General features: G+C 64.3%; 16 protein-coding genes and 1 pseudogene. 11 read left to right on the plus strand and 6 right to left on the minus strand.

Annotation, left to right across the window (positions count from 1 at the left end; genetic code table 11):
• Positions 1-61: 61 nt before the first annotated feature.
• From EGX94_RS14485 to EGX94_RS12645, 7 genes and pseudogenes are all read left to right on the plus strand, one after another.
• Positions 62-280: pseudogene (locus EGX94_RS14485) on the plus strand (methyltransferase family protein); the annotation flags it as partial.
• A gap of 246 nt (positions 281-526) precedes the next feature.
• Positions 527-1,066 (plus strand): hypothetical protein, encoded by a 540-nt coding sequence (locus tag EGX94_RS13970; RefSeq protein WP_226906116.1) that lies wholly within the window; start codon positions 527-529, stop codon positions 1,064-1,066.
• Between the two features lie 2 nt (positions 1,067-1,068).
• A complete protein-coding gene (locus EGX94_RS12625; RefSeq protein WP_021796846.1) occupies positions 1,069-2,340 on the plus strand; it encodes a beta-ketoacyl-[acyl-carrier-protein] synthase family protein in 1,272 nt (423 codons plus the stop codon).
• Positions 2,341-2,356: 16 nt separating this feature from the next.
• On the plus strand, positions 2,357-3,610 hold the full coding sequence (locus EGX94_RS12630; RefSeq protein WP_021796833.1) for a beta-ketoacyl-[acyl-carrier-protein] synthase family protein: 1,254 nt from the start codon (positions 2,357-2,359) through the stop codon (positions 3,608-3,610).
• 73 nt (positions 3,611-3,683) lie between these two features.
• Entirely contained in the window at positions 3,684-3,908 is a 225-nt protein-coding gene (locus EGX94_RS12635) for a phosphopantetheine-binding protein (protein ID WP_162142544.1), read from the plus strand.
• Complete coding sequence (locus tag EGX94_RS12640) at positions 3,895-4,338, plus strand: SRPBCC family protein (RefSeq protein WP_021796837.1); 444 nt, start codon at positions 3,895-3,897, stop codon at positions 4,336-4,338. Before EGX94_RS12635 ends, EGX94_RS12640 begins: the two co-directional genes overlap by 14 nt.
• 259 nt (positions 4,339-4,597) lie before the next feature.
• The gene (locus EGX94_RS12645) at positions 4,598-5,407 is read left to right on the plus strand and encodes a cyclase family protein (RefSeq protein ID WP_081660472.1); all 810 of its coding nucleotides are present in this window, start codon (positions 4,598-4,600) and stop codon (positions 5,405-5,407) included.
• A 517-nt stretch (positions 5,408-5,924) separates the two neighbouring features.
• Here the strand turns inward: EGX94_RS12645 and EGX94_RS12650 are convergent.
• From EGX94_RS12650 to EGX94_RS12655, 3 genes are all read right to left on the minus strand, one after another.
• Entirely contained in the window at positions 5,925-6,281 is a 357-nt protein-coding gene (locus tag EGX94_RS12650) for a transposase (protein WP_021796825.1), read from the minus strand.
• A 227-nt stretch (positions 6,282-6,508) separates the two neighbouring features.
• Positions 6,509-6,709, minus strand: coding sequence for a hypothetical protein (locus EGX94_RS13520; protein ID WP_043120579.1), 201 nt, complete (start codon positions 6,707-6,709; stop codon positions 6,509-6,511).
• Complete coding sequence (locus tag EGX94_RS12655; RefSeq protein WP_043120581.1) at positions 6,706-6,996, minus strand: hypothetical protein; 291 nt, start codon at positions 6,994-6,996, stop codon at positions 6,706-6,708. Before EGX94_RS12655 ends, EGX94_RS13520 begins: the two co-directional genes overlap by 4 nt.
• A 537-nt stretch (positions 6,997-7,533) precedes the next feature.
• On the opposite strand from EGX94_RS12655, the gene EGX94_RS12660 reads away from it, so the two are divergent.
• Entirely contained in the window at positions 7,534-8,634 is a 1,101-nt protein-coding gene (locus EGX94_RS12660) for a hypothetical protein (RefSeq protein WP_021796840.1), read from the plus strand.
• Between the two features lie 372 nt (positions 8,635-9,006).
• Positions 9,007-9,597: a TetR/AcrR family transcriptional regulator gene (locus EGX94_RS12665; protein ID WP_051383742.1), complete on the plus strand. Its 591-nt coding sequence runs from the start codon at positions 9,007-9,009 to the stop codon at positions 9,595-9,597.
• Positions 9,598-9,632: 35 nt separating this feature from the next.
• On the opposite strand, the gene EGX94_RS12670 is transcribed toward EGX94_RS12665, so the two are convergent.
• The gene (locus tag EGX94_RS12670; protein ID WP_081707320.1) at positions 9,633-10,688 is read right to left on the minus strand and encodes a magnesium and cobalt transport protein CorA; all 1,056 of its coding nucleotides are present in this window, start codon (positions 10,686-10,688) and stop codon (positions 9,633-9,635) included.
• A 128-nt stretch (positions 10,689-10,816) separates the two neighbouring features.
• On the minus strand, positions 10,817-11,458 hold the full coding sequence (locus tag EGX94_RS12675) for an HdeD family acid-resistance protein (RefSeq protein WP_043120583.1): 642 nt from the start codon (positions 11,456-11,458) through the stop codon (positions 10,817-10,819).
• A gap of 272 nt (positions 11,459-11,730) precedes the next feature.
• Here EGX94_RS12675 and dnaE point away from each other — a divergent pair, with 272 nt between their 5' ends.
• Both dnaE and EGX94_RS12685 read left to right on the plus strand, forming a co-directional pair.
• Complete coding sequence (gene dnaE / locus EGX94_RS12680) at positions 11,731-15,297, plus strand: DNA polymerase III subunit alpha (protein WP_021796843.1); 3,567 nt, start codon at positions 11,731-11,733, stop codon at positions 15,295-15,297.
• A 56-nt stretch (positions 15,298-15,353) separates the two neighbouring features.
• Positions 15,354-16,148: a hypothetical protein gene (locus EGX94_RS12685; protein ID WP_021796831.1), complete on the plus strand. Its 795-nt coding sequence runs from the start codon at positions 15,354-15,356 to the stop codon at positions 16,146-16,148.
• A 48-nt stretch (positions 16,149-16,196) separates the two neighbouring features.
• On the opposite strand, the gene EGX94_RS12690 is transcribed toward EGX94_RS12685, so the two are convergent.
• On the minus strand, positions 16,197-16,958 hold the full coding sequence (locus EGX94_RS12690) for a DUF554 domain-containing protein (RefSeq protein ID WP_021796816.1): 762 nt from the start codon (positions 16,956-16,958) through the stop codon (positions 16,197-16,199).
• Positions 16,959-16,976: the final 18 nt, after the last annotated feature.

Here is a 16,976-nt window from a genome sequence, read left to right on the forward strand (position 1 = left end):
GCTCGATGATCGACAATGGTGTCCGTTCGGGGTTACGAGGTTGGCTGGAAGGTTGAGTGGAGTGAATAAGAGTCATTCCATCGAAACTGAGTATAAACTGCTTTCACTCAATTATGGTTACACATTCTCAGCAGTACTCGATGCTGCACTCGAACTGCGGATCTTTGATCAGTTCGGAGACCTTCCCGGCACGGTTGATCGTGTTGCGGGTGCGTCTGGATGGTCCCGAGACGCTGTCCGACGGTTGTTGGACGTCTTGACGTACATGGGTTTGCTGCTCAAGGTGACGGAGTGTGAGTATTGCGTGCCCCACCCCGTCGCTGAGTTGCTCAGCGCTGGTTCCCGGGAATCTATCGCCGCTCATCTTCGAGCAGTTTACGCTGCCCGTCCCCGCTGGGGAGACCACTTGGTTGAGACCGTGTGCACTGGAAATCGGAGGAGTCGGATCAATGACGTAGGGGACCGTCCATCGAACGTGGATTTTTTCGTCCGCGGTGGGTTCGGGGTGCTCGAGGATGCTCGCAAGGTGGCAGCGCTGTCCTCTGATGTGTGTGCGGAGACCGTTGTCGTACTGTATTCAGGTGGCGGTGAGTGGGCACTGGCGCAGGCCGAGAGTGGTTCGGGAAGAACGGTCTACGCCTTGGATACACCTGAATTCATCGATCGAGTTGTCCTTCGTGTCGGTGCGCTGCCGGCCCTCAATCATCTCAGATTCGTACCGTGCGGCGACGGGGTGCAGTCCTGCGATATCGGTGCCCAGTTGGTCCTCGTACCGCCGGTCACTCGTTTCTTCAGCATCGAGATCGTCCGACAGATGCTGTCAGGTGCGATTGCGAGCCTTGCCGGGGACGGCGAACTCCTGCTGGTCGACATCATGGCTGATCTGCAGACCAAGGAGCAGTCGTTGATCTCTGTCTTCGATCTGAGTCTTCTGGTCAACACGTCCGGTGGTGCCATAAGAAGTTCTGGATTCTACGGAAAAATGCTTGAGAGCATGGGGGTAGAGGTGACGAAAGTGGAGGGGATCGGGTTGTTGACGGTGCTAAGGGCCAGACGCGGGAGGTAATTATGACTGGGGTCGTTGTCACGGGTATAGGTGCTGTGAGTCCAGCCGGCGTCGGAATAATTCCGCTGTGGAAAGCGGTTTCCAGTGGACGCTCACTGCTGAAAGGGATGATGGATTCGGCTAACGAGGCCGTACTTGGTGGGTTCGAGTTCGGTTCAGTCGCCATTGGCGAGGTGCCGGATCTCGAGAAGCACCTCGACTCCCTGCCGCGGGAGGTGAGGAGACTCGATCGATTCGTCCAGCTCGCTGTACTGGCCGCCTCGGAGGCAGTGCAGGATTCTGGCTTGGAAAACAAGATGCTCTCTGATGCGAGGGCTGGCATTGCCTTCGCAACCGCGATCTGTGGAACTACAACCTTGGAACGTGAGTTCGTTCGGGTTACGGGCTCAGGCATGAACCCGGTGGATCCGAACGCAGTTTCTCATGACTTGTACTTGGCGGCGATGTCCAACACCCCGGCGATCGTTCTCTCTGCGATGCTCGGTACCCAGGGGCCAGTACTCGCCTTGTCTACCGGCTGCGTCGGTGGGATCGACGCTGTTGGAGCTGCTTGCGCGGCCATCGAGGACGGGGAGGCGGACGTGATGATCGCAGGTGCCTCGGAGGCCCCGATCACTCCGATCACGATTGCCTCTTTCGAAATCATCAACTGTCTCTCCAGGAGGACACAGGGTCCTCCCAGTACTGCATCGCGACCATTTGACGCAGAACGGGACGGTTTTGTTCTGGCCGAGGGCTCTGGATTCTTGGTTCTCGAGAGTGCTGACCATGCACGGGCGCGCGGCGCAAGACCGTACATGAGAATCGGTGGGTTTGCGCTTGCCTCCAATGCGAGACATATGACTGCTCTGGAAGCAGGCGGCAGAGACTTGGCCAGGGCGATGGGATTCGCCGTGGACCGTTCCGGTGTAGACCCACGCGACATCGAACACGTGAGTGCCCATGGGAGCTCGACCATTCAGAACGACAGGTGCGAGACGACTGCCATAAAGAAGACCTTGGGTGACCATGCCTATGAGGTGCCTGTCACCTCTGTCAAGTCGATGATCGGCCACCCGCTCTCAGCGGCATCGACGATCGAGCTGGTCGTCTGCGCGAAATCTTTCCAAGAAGACTTCTTATCGCCAACCGCGAATTATGAGGCCTTCGATCCCGAATGCGACTTAAATTATGTCCCGGGCTCAGGAGTCGAGTGGCTCGGAAGAAGTGTTCTCAAGCAGGCCAGCGGGTTCGGTGGGCTGCATGCTGCCATGACCCTTCATGCAATTGGCTGATCGGAGATGATTCTACATGGCTGATGATGTGGCGATCACGGGGATCGGGTGCGTGACCCCCTATGGACGCGGATATCAACTTTTTTGTGAGGGGGTGGCAACAGGACGCGATGTGATCGGACCCATCTCCCGTTTCGATGCGACGCCCTATCTCTCCAATGCGGCCGGTGAGGTCCCTGGAGGCCTCGTGGAGGAGTTCCTGACTCCCCGGCTTCGGAAGCGCACTGACCGGTTCACTCATCTCGCGCTGCTTGCTGCTCATGACGCGTTGGTGGACGCTGGATTAGAAGTCGACACTAATGTGGATGGGGATCGTGTCGGCCTGTCCATTGGAAATGCTCTCGGTGGTTGGGAGTTCGCCGAACGGGAGCTCCGTGCACTGTGGACTCAGGGGCCACGGGAAGTTAGTCCCTACCAGGCAACGGCTTGGTTCCCGACGGCGGCCCAGGGAAACGTGACCATTCAGAATGCAATCAGAGGGCCGTCGAGGACCTTCACCCTCGACCGCGCGAGCAGTGCGTACGCCCTGATTGATGCGATCCGACTGCTTAGGCACGGACATGCTGATGCGGTGCTTGCGGGGGGCACAGAGGCGCCGATCTCCCCCTATGGGTGGCTCTGCCTGCAGACCAGTGGGCTCGTTGCACGTCGCCCGACTGATTCGGATGACTCCGTCGCGTACCATCCCTATGATCATCGACACAGCGGGTCGGTCTTCGGAGAAGGCGCCGGGTTCCTCGTTCTCGAGCGGGGCGAGTTTGCTCATTCGCGTGGGGCGGTCATACTCGGCTGGCTCTCCGGTTGGGGGCGCTCCACCGATGGCTACATGCCCTACTACACCGTTGAACCCTCAGGAGAGATATACGCAAGAGCCATCGCCGACGCTCTACACCGTGCTGGTGCCGGGATGGATAGCCTCGGTGTTGTGTATTCCCATGGTTCCGGTCTCCCCATTGAGGACGTCACTGAGTTGAGGGCACTGAGCATCGCCTTGGGGAATGGTGCAGAGCAGGTTCCCATCACGGTGCCAAAGCCACTCTTCGGTCATCTTCTGGGTGCCGCCTTCGTCTTGGATGTCATTCTTGCCCTTCAGAGCCTCAGAACACGTTTCGTTCCCCCCGTGGCGCACTTCGAGCAACCAGCGCCCGGCCTTCCTCCAAGTGTGAGCCTGGCTCGTCTGGGATCATCCATGAGAGCTGGCTGCACAGCCGCTCTGGTCACCGCGCGCGGTACCGGGGGAACCAATGCAGCTGTCGTCATCAGTGTCTGAGAACAGGTCGTTACGGCCGATTGAGAGGATAATTGTGAGAGAAGAGAGCCGTGTCAGTAAGGTGTTGTCCACCATGAGCATCCCGACTGCGGGACTGAGTGGTGCGACCCTGTTGCACGATGATCTCGGTATCGACTCGGCAGAGCGTGTCGAACTCATCGTCGGATTGGAGAAGGAGTTTGGACTCAAGTTAGGCCCGGAGGCCGAAGGGATCAAGACGTTTGGTGAGTTGTGCACCTATCTTACTGCTCTTCAGTCAAGGGATGCGGGGGAAGGGCGGGTCAATGCCACGTCTTGAGAACTCTGTCTTCGTTGATGCACCGGTGGGCAGGGTCTTCAGCATCACGAACGACATATCGCGCTGGCCGACATACTTTGATGAGTACAAGCACGCAACTGTACTCAGGATCACCTGCTCGGGGTCATTCACTGAATTGGTTTTCGAACTCAACAATGGCGTGACTACGTGGCGGTCGTGGAGGCTGCTGAACAACAGCTCCCATGTCGTCATTGCAGAACGTCTAGACCCTTTGTTCCCCTTTGTCTTCATGCACCTGCGCTGGAACTACGTCGAGGAGGCCGGTGGGACGCGGATGACCTGGATTCAGGATTTTGAGCTTGACAAGGCCTTCGGCATGCCTCTGGAGAAGGTGTTGGAGAACATGCAGAACCATACTCGACGGAACCAGATTAATATCAAAAAATTCATCGAGCAGCTTCCCGGTTAGATGAAGCTTATTCACGGCTCGGCAGAAAGAAGATCCGACAAGGGGAAACGTTCCTGTTGACGACTTCTGTGAATAAGCCCCGATGTATGGTTTCGTTTCCTCGTTGTGATGACAGCGACTCGGTCCGGACCCGGCTCGTGGAGGACTTTGCGGCGCACATGTTCACGGTGGGCCTGCCCGGGAGGGTTGTCCGTCATGTTCGCAGGAAGCTGAGGAGGATGCTGCGAAAGAGGGTGGATGATAGCGATGGGATTGAGTGATGTTGGTTGATTTGAGTCTCCCCGTTGGGCCTGGCACTGCTGGGGTGTCATACCGTCGATGGACGCATGAACGTGGACACAGGATTATTTCACGCCGTGCTAGGAGACTCCCGGGCGATGGTTTTTTCAAAATTCTTCGCAACTATGTCCTGTGGTTGGGCGGGATGCGGGTCGTCAGGCCGGAGGATCTTCCGGACCGTTGTTTTCTGTCGAATGAGTTCTTCTCGTTGTCTGTGCACACTGGGACGCACATCGACGCCCCGTTCCATTATGGTCCGATGAGTGAAGGCACGAAGGCGAAGAAAGTTCTCGAAGTGCCGCTTGAACTGCTTCATGCCCCGGGGGTCATCATCGACGGGACCCGGGCCGGAAGGATCGTTACGCGTGGATACGTCAGAAAACGCCTCGATGAGTTGCGCATCGATTCGCTTGAGGGAGTCATACCCCTGCTCCGAACAGATCTTGATCTGGTAGCCGGGACCTCCTCTTACCATCTGGATTCGGTGGCTCTTGCGCCATCGGCGATAGATGAACTCCTCGATAGGGGAGCGAAAGTCGTTGGAACAGATTCATGGAGCCTGGATGCGCCTGCCAGAGACATGCTCGAGCGATACTTCAAGACCGGTGACGGCAGTTGTCTTTGGCCGACGCACATGCATGGCAGACAACGCGAGTTCATCGCGATCGAGTGTCTCGCGAATCTTCGTTCCCTGCCTTCCTCCGGGTTCGTTTTCTCTGCCTTCCCGGTCGCGCTGCGCGAGGCAGGAGGGTCGTGGACCCGGGCGGTCGCCGAACTTCCCGACCAGTAGGAACGACAGCGCTCGACTGCTCATCCGGTCTCTGTCCTCGAAGCTCTGTTCCTGCAGTCCCGACTTTTCCGGAGAAGCGGGTCGACAGGGCTGGTGAGGAAGGGCGCGATCCGGTCTCAGGACCGTCTTGGGTACGTCTCGCGACTCAGGGAGGAGCGCTGGGCATGTTGGCGTTATTCTGCATAATCTATGCGGAATTTCATCTCTGTGGCTCCTGGCCATGTTCTCCAGCCAGTGTCATCTGGGCTTGCTCAAGCATCTTTTTCTTCACTGGGTGCAGACTCAGACCGAGAGTGTCGTGATCCCTCGGGCTGGCAGACTACGGCCTTGGTGACTAGGGGAACGAGGCTCGATGTGAAGACCTCACAGGTGCACTCTGCGCAGCAGCCATCGAGCCACGGGACATGGAAGAGGTTCAACCGAAGACTGCTCGGGTCCTTCGCAGGGACTCCTGGCGATTCGCGCTGAACGACCTGAAGGTTCCGCTGCTGCGTGCTGATCATCGGGAGCATGGCTGTCATGAAACGAATTCGTTTTCGGTTTCGCGGGGTGGGAGGTGGTCGAGGGCACGGCCGGTGGCGTGGGAGGCGAACGCGCCGAAGGTTTCTTCGGGGATCTCGCGCTGAATGTTCGCGATGTTGTTCTTGGCCGCGTTCCAGACGTGCTCGACTGGGTTTTGGTCGGGCGCGTACGACGGCAGGAAAACAGGGGTGATGCGCTCTAGCAGTTGACCCGGCTCGTAGAGGGTGGTCAACTCTTTCGCGTGGTGGAAGCGGGTGTTGTCCAGGACGACCGCGATCTTCTCTGTCTCGGTTTCTCGTTGGAGTCGTTCCAGGGCGAGGATTGTCTGCTTGGTGTTCTGGGGGCTATTCAAAACTAGCGCTCCGTTAAGGATAAATATTTAGTCGGGGCTAGGTTTGTCGCGACTTTTGAATAGGCTTCTCGGTTCCCCTCGATCGGGTACAGCTTGACGGTCTTGCTGGTCAACGAGAGCGCAACGAAGAACGACTGGGCCCCCTTCTGCCGGTCCACGTACAGTTTGGTTCGCTGTCCTCTTGGGAGCTGCATGCGGCGGGTCTCGGTCTCGTGCTCGAGGCGTGCCTAGTCTGCGGCGTAGACCTCCCAGACCTGGCTTAACAAGTTCTTGACTTGGGTTTTCACCTCGGCCATGCGCCGGGTGGTGGCCGGTTCGTCGCGGTGCTTGTTGAACGGCTCCGGCAGCTTGAGGCTCGGCCCGCACAGGCGCAGGAGCAGCTGGTAGGAGGAGTCCGTCTGGTGTTCGGCGTTGAACAGGATCTTCACGACCTCACGTATCGCCGGGACGTTCCAGAACTCGGCGTGGACGCCCGCTTGGTAGGACGGCTGAGCGAGGATGGTCTTGAGTTCTGGTTCCCGGCGTGCCCGGCCAGGACCGAGCACATCCTGGTGGGCTGCCACTCGGCCATCAGTTCAGCGATGATGCCCACGTCGACGCCACGGGAGGCGTACAGAATCGCTTCTGCCTTCATCCGCACCAGCACATGATTGTCGGAACGCTTCTTCCACCTGATCAGGACGGCGGTTTCTTCCAAGGTGACCTCAACCTGCATGTCCCAATCATATCCGAAACAGCACAGGAAATCCACGAAAAATACGGTTTCGTTTCATGTCAGCCATAGTGTGTTTCTTGACAGTCGTAATGTCATGGGGACGGCGCTATGAGCCGGGCTGGCGACGCATGAATTCTTCCAGCGCCTGATGTTCAAGTCAGATGCGTTGTACGGTCAACGACATCTGGATCAAAACTCTCTGGGACATGCCTCGGCTCCTCCATGACCTCGAACTGAACCTGTGACAATCCGAACGAGGGCAGTAGTTGCAATCAGTGCCCTGACCATGCGATCTGGTTCAAATCTTGACGGCATCTTCGTCGGGTCCTCGGAGCCCCGGTTCTCGCGCTACCTGCCGACAGGTGCTGTCCATGGACACCGCTCAGTCTGACTTGTTGGCGAGCAGTCAGGGTTTGAGGGTCGAGGCGATGTGACACTGCTCCTGGCGGACGACAGTATCAGTTGTGTTCCTGGTGACTGGTTGCCAGGATAGGGTTCGAGGAGTATGATGAATGATCATTCATTCAAGGAGGAGAGATGACTGATCACACGATGGCTGGTCAAGAACGGACGGCAGCGCATGTCGTGAGTAGCTGGGGAAGGGTGACATGGGTCGTGGTGCTCGTGTCGGTCGCACTGTCCCTGCTGATCCTCACCTTCGCGTGGCCGAGTTCACGGGCCGAGATGTCGGGCCAGACGATAGCGGTGACCGGGGACGGCGACCTGGTCGACCAGTTCATGTCCGGTGCCGGTGGGAACCTGGGCGGGGTCGCCGACCTGGAGAGGGTCGATGACCGCGACGCTGCCGTCAGAGGCGTGCGGGAGCGTAACTTCATCGGAGCCGTGGTGCTCGTCAACGGGGCGCCCGAGGTGCTGACGGCCTCGGCCAATGGTCAGGTGCCTGCCGCCGTCATGACCGAGGTGGCCTCGCGGGTGCAGACCATGCTCGACACGCAGATCTACGCGGGGATCCGCGACGGGATCGGTTCTGCCGCCGGTCACGGAGTCGATCCGGCGGTTGTGGCGGGACAGCTGCCAGAGGCGCTTCCTCAGGTGACGGTGACCGATCTGGTGCCCTACTCCGAGGATGATGCGAGCGGGGCCGGCGCCACCGCTGCCGGTATTCCGCTCACTGTCGGCGCTCTGCTCGCCGGACTCACGATCGCTTATCTGGTCAAGGGCGTGTGGCGCAAGGCCGCCGCAGTGCTCGGGCTCGGGGTCGGCGGGGGTCTGCTGCTCACCCTGATCCTGGACACCTGGCTCACGGTGTACCCGGGATCGTTCGGCATCCTCTGGCTGGCCCTGGGCCTGTCCCTTATGGCGACGAGTGGTCTGTTCGCTGGCCTGCACTCCGCCTTCGGAGGAGTGGGCATAGGAATCGCGGCCGGGATCACATTGTTCGCCGCGATGCCCTGGGCCGCGTTCGCCATCCCTTACAAGTTCCTGCCCGCAGGTTTGGGATACATCGGACAGTGCCTCATCCCCGGCTCGACGACGACATTGGTCCGCGTCCTCAGCTACTTCCCCGATGCCAGCACGGCGGGCCAGTGGTGCGTGCTGTGCGCATGGGTCCTCGTGGACGCCACGCTGCTGATCTTCGGGCGCCGCTCGAGCGTGCGGGCGCGCGGGGACGTCTGAGTCCGAAGGCGGGGCCGACGGTTCGGCCGGGTCGGGGCGAGCGGTGCTCCTCGCCCCGACCCGGGGCCGGTGGAGTCGGCAGTTCTCTCGATGGGTGACGCCGGGGAGCCGAGGGTCACGACGGGAGCGCGTCAAAGGGGCCCGGCTGGTCGAGAGCCATCCCGTCTTTGCCGGTACGTCATCGGGGGAGCTGTTCGGTGGATCGTCCCGAGGCACAGGGTACGGCATGCGCCGCCGCCCCGCTCTGGTACTTTGAAACAAGGCTTGTTCACAGGAGGCCCAACAAGAGACGAAACCCCTAGCCATAGCCTTGTTCATTGAGGTTGTGAACAAGCCTCAATGGTTCGTCTCCTTGGAGTGAGGATTGTCGTGGTGAGGGTCAGCAGTGAGTACATGCAGGCGCGGCGCGACCGGATCGCCCGGGCCGCCATCGACCAATTCTCCTTCCGCGGAATTCACCTGACCTCCATGTCCAACATCATCGAGGCCTCGGGGCTCTCCGCCGGCACGATCTACAACCACTTCAAGGGCAAGAACGAGATCATCGCGTACGTCGCCCGGACGACCTTCAGCGAGCTGTTCGCCGAGGTCGAGGCGGCGGCCTCGACGGAGCCGCCGCCCCGGCCGAGCGAGCTCATCGGTCTCATCGCGGCGCGCATCGCATCGGCCGACATCCCCACCGGGCTCCTCGTCCAGGTGTGGGGCGAGGCGGTGTCGAACCGGGAGGTGAGGGATGCGGCGAACGACGTGTACGAGCAGGCGCGTGACGCCCTGGGTGAGTACTGCGCGGCCTGGCTGGCCGCGCAGGGCGCGGACCGGCGCGCCGCCGAGCGGAGGGCGCCCGCACGGGCCCACGTGATGGTCAGCCTCATCTACGCGCAGATCCTCCAGATGTCGCTCATCGACGACCACGACCCCGCCGCCCTCGCCGCGGAACTCGGGGAGCTGCTCGACCGGGCATGACGACCGGCGACCGGCGCCCAGCCGTCCGTGCGGGCTCACAGCCAGTCGCGCCGCTTGAAGACGATGTAGAGCACCACGGCCGAGACGACCATGAGGCCGAGGGCCATCGGATAGCCGTAGCGCCAGTGCAGCTCGGGCATCGCCTCGAAGTTCATCCCGTAGATCGACCCGATGAGCGTCGGGAACAGGAGAATGGCGCCCCACGAGGAGACGGTCTTCATGTTGTCGTTGCGCCGCTGGTCCGTGAGCGTGGCGTTGACCGTGAGGATCTGCGTGAGCAGCTCGCGGACCTGGTCGATCTGGAGCCCCACCCGCCGGGTGTGGTCGGCGACGTCGCCGAGGTGGGCGCGCAGCTCGTGGGCCACCTCGTGCCTGTCGAAACCGGCGCGCAGGGCCTCGACGATGTCGGACATCGGGGCGACGGCCTGCTGCAGGTCCATCGTCTCGCGGCCCAGCCGGTAGATGCGCTCGGGCGCCGCGGTGTCGCCGCTGAACACCTGGCGCTCGATCTGGCCCAGATCTGTCTGGACGCCGCGCACGACGGGGAAGGCCGTGTCGACGACGCTGTCGAGGATGCCGTAGAGCAGCGCCTCGGTGCCGAGCGACAGGAACTGGGGACGGTAGTCCAGGGTGGGGCCGGCCCAGACCATGCCGTGCGGGGTGGGGCGGACGAGCATGACGATCATGTTCTCGCGCTTGAGCACGTGCACCTCGGCGACGTCGACGTCCTCGATGTCGTCCAGGTAGAAGGTCGGCTCGACGACCATGAACAGGGTGTCCTCGTAGCGCTCCAGCTTGGGGCGCTGATGGCCCTTGAGGAGGTCCTCGACGAGCAGCGGGTGCAGTCCGAGCGCCGCGCCGAGCTCGCGGATCTGACGCTGGCCGGGGTCCGTGTACGCGACGAGCGCCATGTGCTCGGGGTGCTGATCGAGATAGGGCAGGACGCCGTTCAGTCCGCTGACGCCCTCGGGGTGCACCTGCTCGCCCGCGTCGTACAGCCGCACCGAGACCGCTCCGTCGGTCGTGGGGAGCCCGACCGGTTCCGGCTGTCCCCAGCGGCGCTGGCCGTCCCTGGCGCGCTGGTCATTCATCACGGGCTGCTCCCTCATCGGGAGCCGGCGTCGGCGCACCGGCTCGGACGGTCTGCGGATCCGCACCACACTACTGCCGGTCCGCCCCCCGGGCCCCGTCGCGCCGGGCTGGGCGCCGGCCGGCCCGTTCACTCCTCGACGTCGCCCTCGATGACGACCTCGGTCGGGTCCTGCGCCGCCGGGGGGCCGGTGTGCCAGCGGCGCAGCCGCAGCGCCAGCGCGATGAGTCCGGCGCCGAACAGAACCATGACGACGCCGATGAGGACGCCCATGGCGGCGGCGCCGAAGTGCGGGTGCACGAGGAAGACGAGACCGATGACGGCGCCGACGAGGCCGCCGATCTGGAGCCAGCGGGTGCTGCCCAGCCAGCCGCGCAGGACGGTGCCGAGCCAGGCCGCCGTGAGGCCGGCCACGAGGATCGCGCCGCCCACGGCGACGATGATGAGCTCGCCGGTCAGGCCCGGGTGCCAGGCCATGAATGCGGCGACCAGCCCCAGGAGGACCCCGGACAGGATCATCGTGCCCGAGCCGGCGAGGCCGCGCGAGCGGTGGCCGGTGACGATCGAGCCGATGGCCTGGACGAGCAGGGCGAGAGCGATGAGACGCACGAGCGCATCGATCGAGTGGCCGGGCCAGATCATGCAGGCGAGACCGGCCGCCGCAGCGGTGACGCCGGTGCCCAGGCAGATGCGCCAGCCACGCTCGGCGGGCCGGGGGTACGGAGGACGGCCCTCGCTCCGTCCCGGGACGCGCATTCCGGTGGTGCTCATGGGAACTCCTGAGTGAGAAGCGATGACTCAATATTGAGCCCATCTGACTCAACTATCAAGTGTCGAGGTGTCGAGCCGGGCTCCGGGCCGCCGTCCGGCGGGCGGACCGGTGCATCGCGGCAGCGCGGAACCAGGGGCGTGGCGGAGACGGCCCGGCGCCGGAGCGTTCGAGGCTGGATCACGGGCTCGCGGGCGCCGTCGCTCGTGCCCGTGCGCCGGACCCGAGTAGCCTGAAGCGGACCGCCGTGACCGGCCGCGCTGAGGGGAGCGACATGAGCAGGAGCAACTTCGTCCATCTGCACGTGCACACCGAGTACTCGATGCTCGACGGCGCCGCGAGCAATGCGAAGCTGTTCGCCGAGGTCGCCCGTCAGGGCATGCCCGCCGTGGCCATGACCGACCACGGCAACATGTTCGGCGCCTACGAGTTCTTCCAGACCGCCAAGAAGTACGACGGGACCCAGAACCCGGCCGTCAAGCCCATCATCGGCATCGAGGCCTATGTGGCCCCGAGCACCCGCTTCTCGCGCAAGCAGGAGTTCTGGGGCGCCGGACGGGACTCGGGCGACCCGGTGGTCGAGGGTGGCAAGGACGTCTCGGGCGGCGGGCGCTACACGCACATGACCCTGTGGGCGCGCGATCCCACCGGCCTGCACAATCTGTTCAAGCTCAGCTCCCTGGCCAGCTACGAGGGCTACTACATGAAGCCCCGCATGGACCGCGAGCTCATCGCCGAGCACGCCGAGGGCGTCATCGGCGCCACCGGCTGCCCCTCCGGCGAGGTGCAGACGAGGCTGCGGCTGGGCCAGTTCGAGCAGGCCTGCGAGGCCGCGGCCGCCTACCGGGAGATCTTCGGCAAGGGGAACTACTACTGCGAGCTCATGGACCACGGCGTCCCCATCGAGCACGAGGTGCGCGACGACCTGCTGCGCCTGGCCAAGCGGCTCGGCCTGCCACTGCTGGCCACCAACGACTCCCACTACGTCACCGAGGACCAGGCCGACGCGCACGACAACCTGCTGTGCGTCGGAGTGGGCCGCAACAAGGACGACCCCAACCGCTTCCGCTTCAACGGCTCGGGCTACTTCATCAAGACGAACGAGCAGATGCGGGCGCTGTTCCCGGCCGAGGCCGCCGACAACACCCTGGGCCTCACCGAGATGATCGAGTCCTACGACGAGGTCTTCGCCCACGTCGACCGCATGCCCCAGTTCGACGTGCCCGACGGCGAGACGCAGGAGAGCTGGCTGCGCAAGAAGATCCGGGCCGGTCTCAAGAAGCACTACGGCGACCACCCCCGCCAGGAGGTCCTCGACCGCGTGCGGACCGAGCTCGCCACCATCGAGCCGCTCGGCTTCAGCTCGTACTTCCTCGTCGTCTCCGACATCTGCGACGCCGCCCGCAGGATGGGCGTGCCCGTGGGCCCGGGCCGGGGCTCGGCGGCCGGCTCGATGATCGCCTACCTCACCGACATCATCGCCATCGACCCCCTCGAGCACGACCTGCTGTTCGAGCGCTTCCTCAACCCCGAGCGCGTCAACCCGCCCGACATCGACCTCGACTTCGACGACCGCCAGCGCGACAAGGTCATCGAGTACGTCACCGAGAAGTACGGCGCCGAGTACACCAGCCAGGTGAACACCTTCAGCACGATCAAGGCCAAGGCCGCCGTCAAGGACGCCAACCGAATCCTCGGCTACCCCTTCAGCCTCGGCGACAGGATCACCAAGGCCATGCCGCCGGACATCATGGGCAAGGGCGTCCCGCTCAACGAACTGTTCGACCCCGACCACCCGCGCTACGCCGAGGGCGCCGAGTTCCGCGAGCTCTACGAGGCCGACCCCGACGTCCACCGCGTCGTCGACACCGGCAAGGGCCTCGAGGGCCTCATCCGCGGTACCGGCGTGCACGCCTGCGCCTTCATCCTGTCCAGCGAGAAGCTGCTCGACCTCGTTCCCATGCACAAGCGGGACAAGGACGGCATGATCATCGCCGGCTTCGCCTACCCTCAGCTCGAGGAGATGGGCCTCATGAAGATGGACTTCCTGGGGCTGCGCAACCTCGGCATCATGGACCACTGCCTGAAGATCATCAGGCAGAACCGGGGCGAGGACGTCGACCTGACGACCCTGCCCCTCGACGACAAGGCGACCTACGAGCTGCTGGCCCGTGGCGACACCCTCGGGGTCTTCCAGCTCGACGGTACGGCCATGAGGGCCCTGCTGCGCCAGATGGGCCCCACAGTCTTCGACGACATCATCGCCGTCCTGGCCCTCTACCGGCCCGGGCCGATGGGCGCCAACGCCCACATCGAGTACGCCGACCGCAAGAACGGCCGCCGGCCGATCATCCCGATCCACCCCGAGCTCAAGGAGGACCTCGACGAGATCCTCGCTCCCACCTACCACCTCATCGTCTACCAGGAGCAGATCATGGCGATCGCCCGCAAGCTCGCGGGCTACACCCTCGGGAGCGCCGACCTGCTGCGCAGGGCGATGGGCAAGAAGAAGAAGTACATCCTCGACCAGAACTTCACGCCCTTCCAGGAGGGCATGCGCGCCAACGGCTACTCGGACGAGTCGATCAGGGCGCTGTGGGACGTCATGGTGCCGTTCGCCGGCTACGCCTTCAACAAGTCGCACGCCACAGGCTACGCGCTCGTGAGCTACTGGACGGCCTACCTCAAGGCGAACTATCCGGCCGAGTACGGCGCCGCGCTGCTGACCAGCGTCGGCGACGACAAGGACAAGATGGCCCTCTACCTGACCGACATGCGCGCTCAGCACATCAGGGTGCTGCCGCCGGACGTCAACGCCTCGCAGAACGAGTTCACGGCCGTCGGCGAGGACGTCCGCTTCGGGCTGGGCGCCATTCGCAACGTCGGCGAGTCCGTCGTCGCCGGCATCGTCGGGGCCCGCACCGAGCACGGCCCCGCCGAGGACTTCTACGAATTCCTCGACCAGGTGCCGCTGAGCGTCTGCAACAAGCGCTGCATCGAGTCGCTCATCAAGGCGGGTGCCTTCGACTCGATGTGCCGCTCCCGGCGCGCCCTCATGGAGGTCTTCGAGGGCGCCGTCGACGGCGTCATCGACCTCAAGCGCAACCAGGCCAACGGCCAGGACGACCTCTTCGGCGACCTGCTGGGCGGCGACGAGGACGCCGACACCGCGCTGTCGCGCACGGTCCCCGAGGTCCCCGACTGGGACAAGCGTACGAAACTGGCCTTCGAGCGCGAGATGCTCGGCCTGTACGTCTCGGACCATCCGCTGCACGGCCTCGAGCACGTGCTCGGCGCCGAGAGCTCCGTCGGCATCGGCGCCCTCGTCGAGTCCGGCGCCGACCTTGACGGACACGTCGAGACGATCTGCGGCATGATCACCCAGGTCCAGCGCCGGCAGTCGAAGTCGGGCGCCTTCTGGGCGACCGTCACCATCGAGGACCTCGACGCCAGCGTCCAGGTGCTCATCTTCCCGAAGGTCTACCAGACCTGCCTCACCCAGCTCGTGCCGGACACCGTCGTGCGCATCCGCGGCCGCATCACGAACAAGGACGAGTCCATCGAGATGCAGGCCAACGAGCTCACCGTGCCCGAGGTGCGCATGAGCGCCGACGGCCCGGTGACGATCCAGATGCCCGTCGTGCGATGCATCCCGCCGGTGATCCAGGATCTGCGCCAGGTGCTCACCGCCCACCCGGGCGGCACCGAGGTGCGCGTCAAACTGCTCGGCCCCGACAAGAGCATGCTCATGCGGCTCTCCGACTCGCTGCGGGTGAGCAACGAGCAGCCGCTCATCGCAGACCTCAAGGCGCTGCTCGGCCCGCGCTGCATCGCGGTCTGACCGGCCGGGCCGATACCCTGGGGATCGTCCACCGAGCAGTGAGGAGGGGGCGCGTCGTGACCGAGCAGCAGCCCGCGCAGGGCGGCGTCATGCCCGCCGTCGTCGCGTCCATCGAGACGACCGGGCCGCAGCAGGCCGTCGACGATCCGACGCCAGGGCTCCACCGCGTGAGCCTGTGGCGCCCGCACATCAGTCGCCGCGACTGGCTCCGCACCGCGCTCTACGCGGGGCTCATCGTCGTCGTCGGCCTGTTGGCCGGCCTCGTGTGGTACCTGGTGGCGCCGCTGCAGTCGGTCACCGTCACCTCCGACGGCACCGTCACGACGACGAACACGGCGGCTGTGCAGAACTTCGGCCCCGACGCCGCCTTCATCATGATCGGACTCGTCGCCGGCCTCGTCCTGGGCATCTGCGCCTGGCAGTGGTTCAAGGGGGCGGGCTGGCCGGTCGTCCTCTTCGCCGTCCTCGGCGCCGGCCTGTGCGCGCTCGTCGCCGTGAGCTTCGCGTCCGTCATCGGTCCGCACGACTTCGACGAGCGCCTGGCCGGCGCGGCGGCGGGCGAGACCGTCATGCGCGACTTGGCCCTCACGACCCCGACGGCCTGGGTCGTCTGGCCCTTCGCCGCCGTCGTCCCGGTGCTCGTCTACAGCTCTCTCACCCACGACACCGACGACCCGCGCGTGCGCGAGCGCCTCGCCGCCGACGAGGAGCCGGCCGACGGGACGGAGCAGGAACAGCTGCCGCGCTGGTCCGAGGAGGGCCGCACCGGCAGCGGGCACCGGCTGCTGCGCTTCTCGCGCTGGACGAGGATCGGCGGTGACCGGGGCGGCAGGGGGGCCGGCAGCGGCTGATGCGCGCCGGCGCGGACGGGCCCGCGGCGCGCGCCCGCGGTGGAGGGCTCACAGCAGCGAGACGAGCCACACGGCGGCAGGTGCCAGGACGAGCGCGGGCAGTACGTCGACGACCGGCAGCTTCCTGATCCCGGTCATCGTGAGGCCCAAGGACAGGAGGATGATCCCTCCGGCCGAGTCGAGGGCGGCGAGCTCGGCGTCGGGCAGCATGCCGCCGACCAGGTGGCCGATGAGCGTGACCGTGCCCAGGTATACGAGCTGCACGGCGGCCGAGCCCATGACGGAGATTCCGTACGACGAGGCGAGGGCGATCGAGGTGAAGCCGTCGAGGACGGCGTTGATGCACAGCTGGCTCGGCCCGTTGCCCAGGCCGTCCTGGAGCGCGCCGAGCAGGCCCAGCGGGCCGACGCAGAAGATGAGGACCGCGGTGACGAAGCCCTCCAGCTCGTCCCCGGCACCCGAGGAGGCATCCTTCCGGCGCATCCGCGCGATCGCGCGCCGGCCCCACCGGCCGAGCGACTCCAGCCGCTCCTCGAGACGCAGCGCCCGTCCGATGAGCGTGCCGATGACGAGGGAGAGCATGACGACGACCATGCCGAAGTCGCCGACGACCTCGGCGAGGGCGGCGTCGGAGAAGGCCGTGCCGGACTCGGCGCCGATGACGATGACGACGAGGCTCAGCACGGTGGTGATGGCCCGGCGGGAGTCCTGCGGGAGGTGCTGGCCGACGAGCAGACCGATCGTCGAGCCGACGATGATCGACGAGACGTTGATGACCGTGCCGGCGCCGATGAAGATCTGGGGGACCACCGCCCCATTCCACCATCC

It is taken from the genome of Propionibacterium acidifaciens (assembly GCF_003798325.1).
Classification (GTDB): Bacteria; Actinomycetota; Actinomycetes; order Propionibacteriales; family Propionibacteriaceae; genus Propionibacterium; species Propionibacterium acidifaciens.

What these genes read in the sequence shown, in the direction of transcription:
- EGX94_RS12625 (WP_021796846.1), top strand. Translation starts at nt 1,069, where the DNA reads ATGACTGGGGTCGTTGTCACGGGTATAGGTGCTGTGAGTCCAGCCGGC.
- EGX94_RS12630 (WP_021796833.1), top strand. Translation starts at nt 2,357, where the DNA reads ATGGCTGATGATGTGGCGATCACGGGGATCGGGTGCGTGACCCCCTAT.
- EGX94_RS12635 (WP_162142544.1), top strand. Translation starts at nt 3,684, where the DNA reads ATGAGCATCCCGACTGCGGGACTGAGTGGTGCGACCCTGTTGCACGAT.
- EGX94_RS12640 (WP_021796837.1), top strand. Translation starts at nt 3,895, where the DNA reads ATGCCACGTCTTGAGAACTCTGTCTTCGTTGATGCACCGGTGGGCAGG.
- EGX94_RS12645 (WP_081660472.1), top strand. Translation starts at nt 4,598, where the DNA reads ATGTTGGTTGATTTGAGTCTCCCCGTTGGGCCTGGCACTGCTGGGGTG.
- EGX94_RS12655 (WP_043120581.1), bottom strand. Translation starts at nt 6,996, where the DNA reads ATGCAGGTTGAGGTCACCTTGGAAGAAACCGCCGTCCTGATCAGGTGG.
- EGX94_RS12660 (WP_021796840.1), top strand. Translation starts at nt 7,534, where the DNA reads ATGACTGATCACACGATGGCTGGTCAAGAACGGACGGCAGCGCATGTC.
- EGX94_RS12670 (WP_081707320.1), bottom strand. Translation starts at nt 10,688, where the DNA reads ATGAATGACCAGCGCGCCAGGGACGGCCAGCGCCGCTGGGGACAGCCG.
- EGX94_RS12675 (WP_043120583.1), bottom strand. Translation starts at nt 11,458, where the DNA reads ATGAGCACCACCGGAATGCGCGTCCCGGGACGGAGCGAGGGCCGTCCT.
- dnaE (WP_021796843.1), top strand. Translation starts at nt 11,731, where the DNA reads ATGAGCAGGAGCAACTTCGTCCATCTGCACGTGCACACCGAGTACTCG.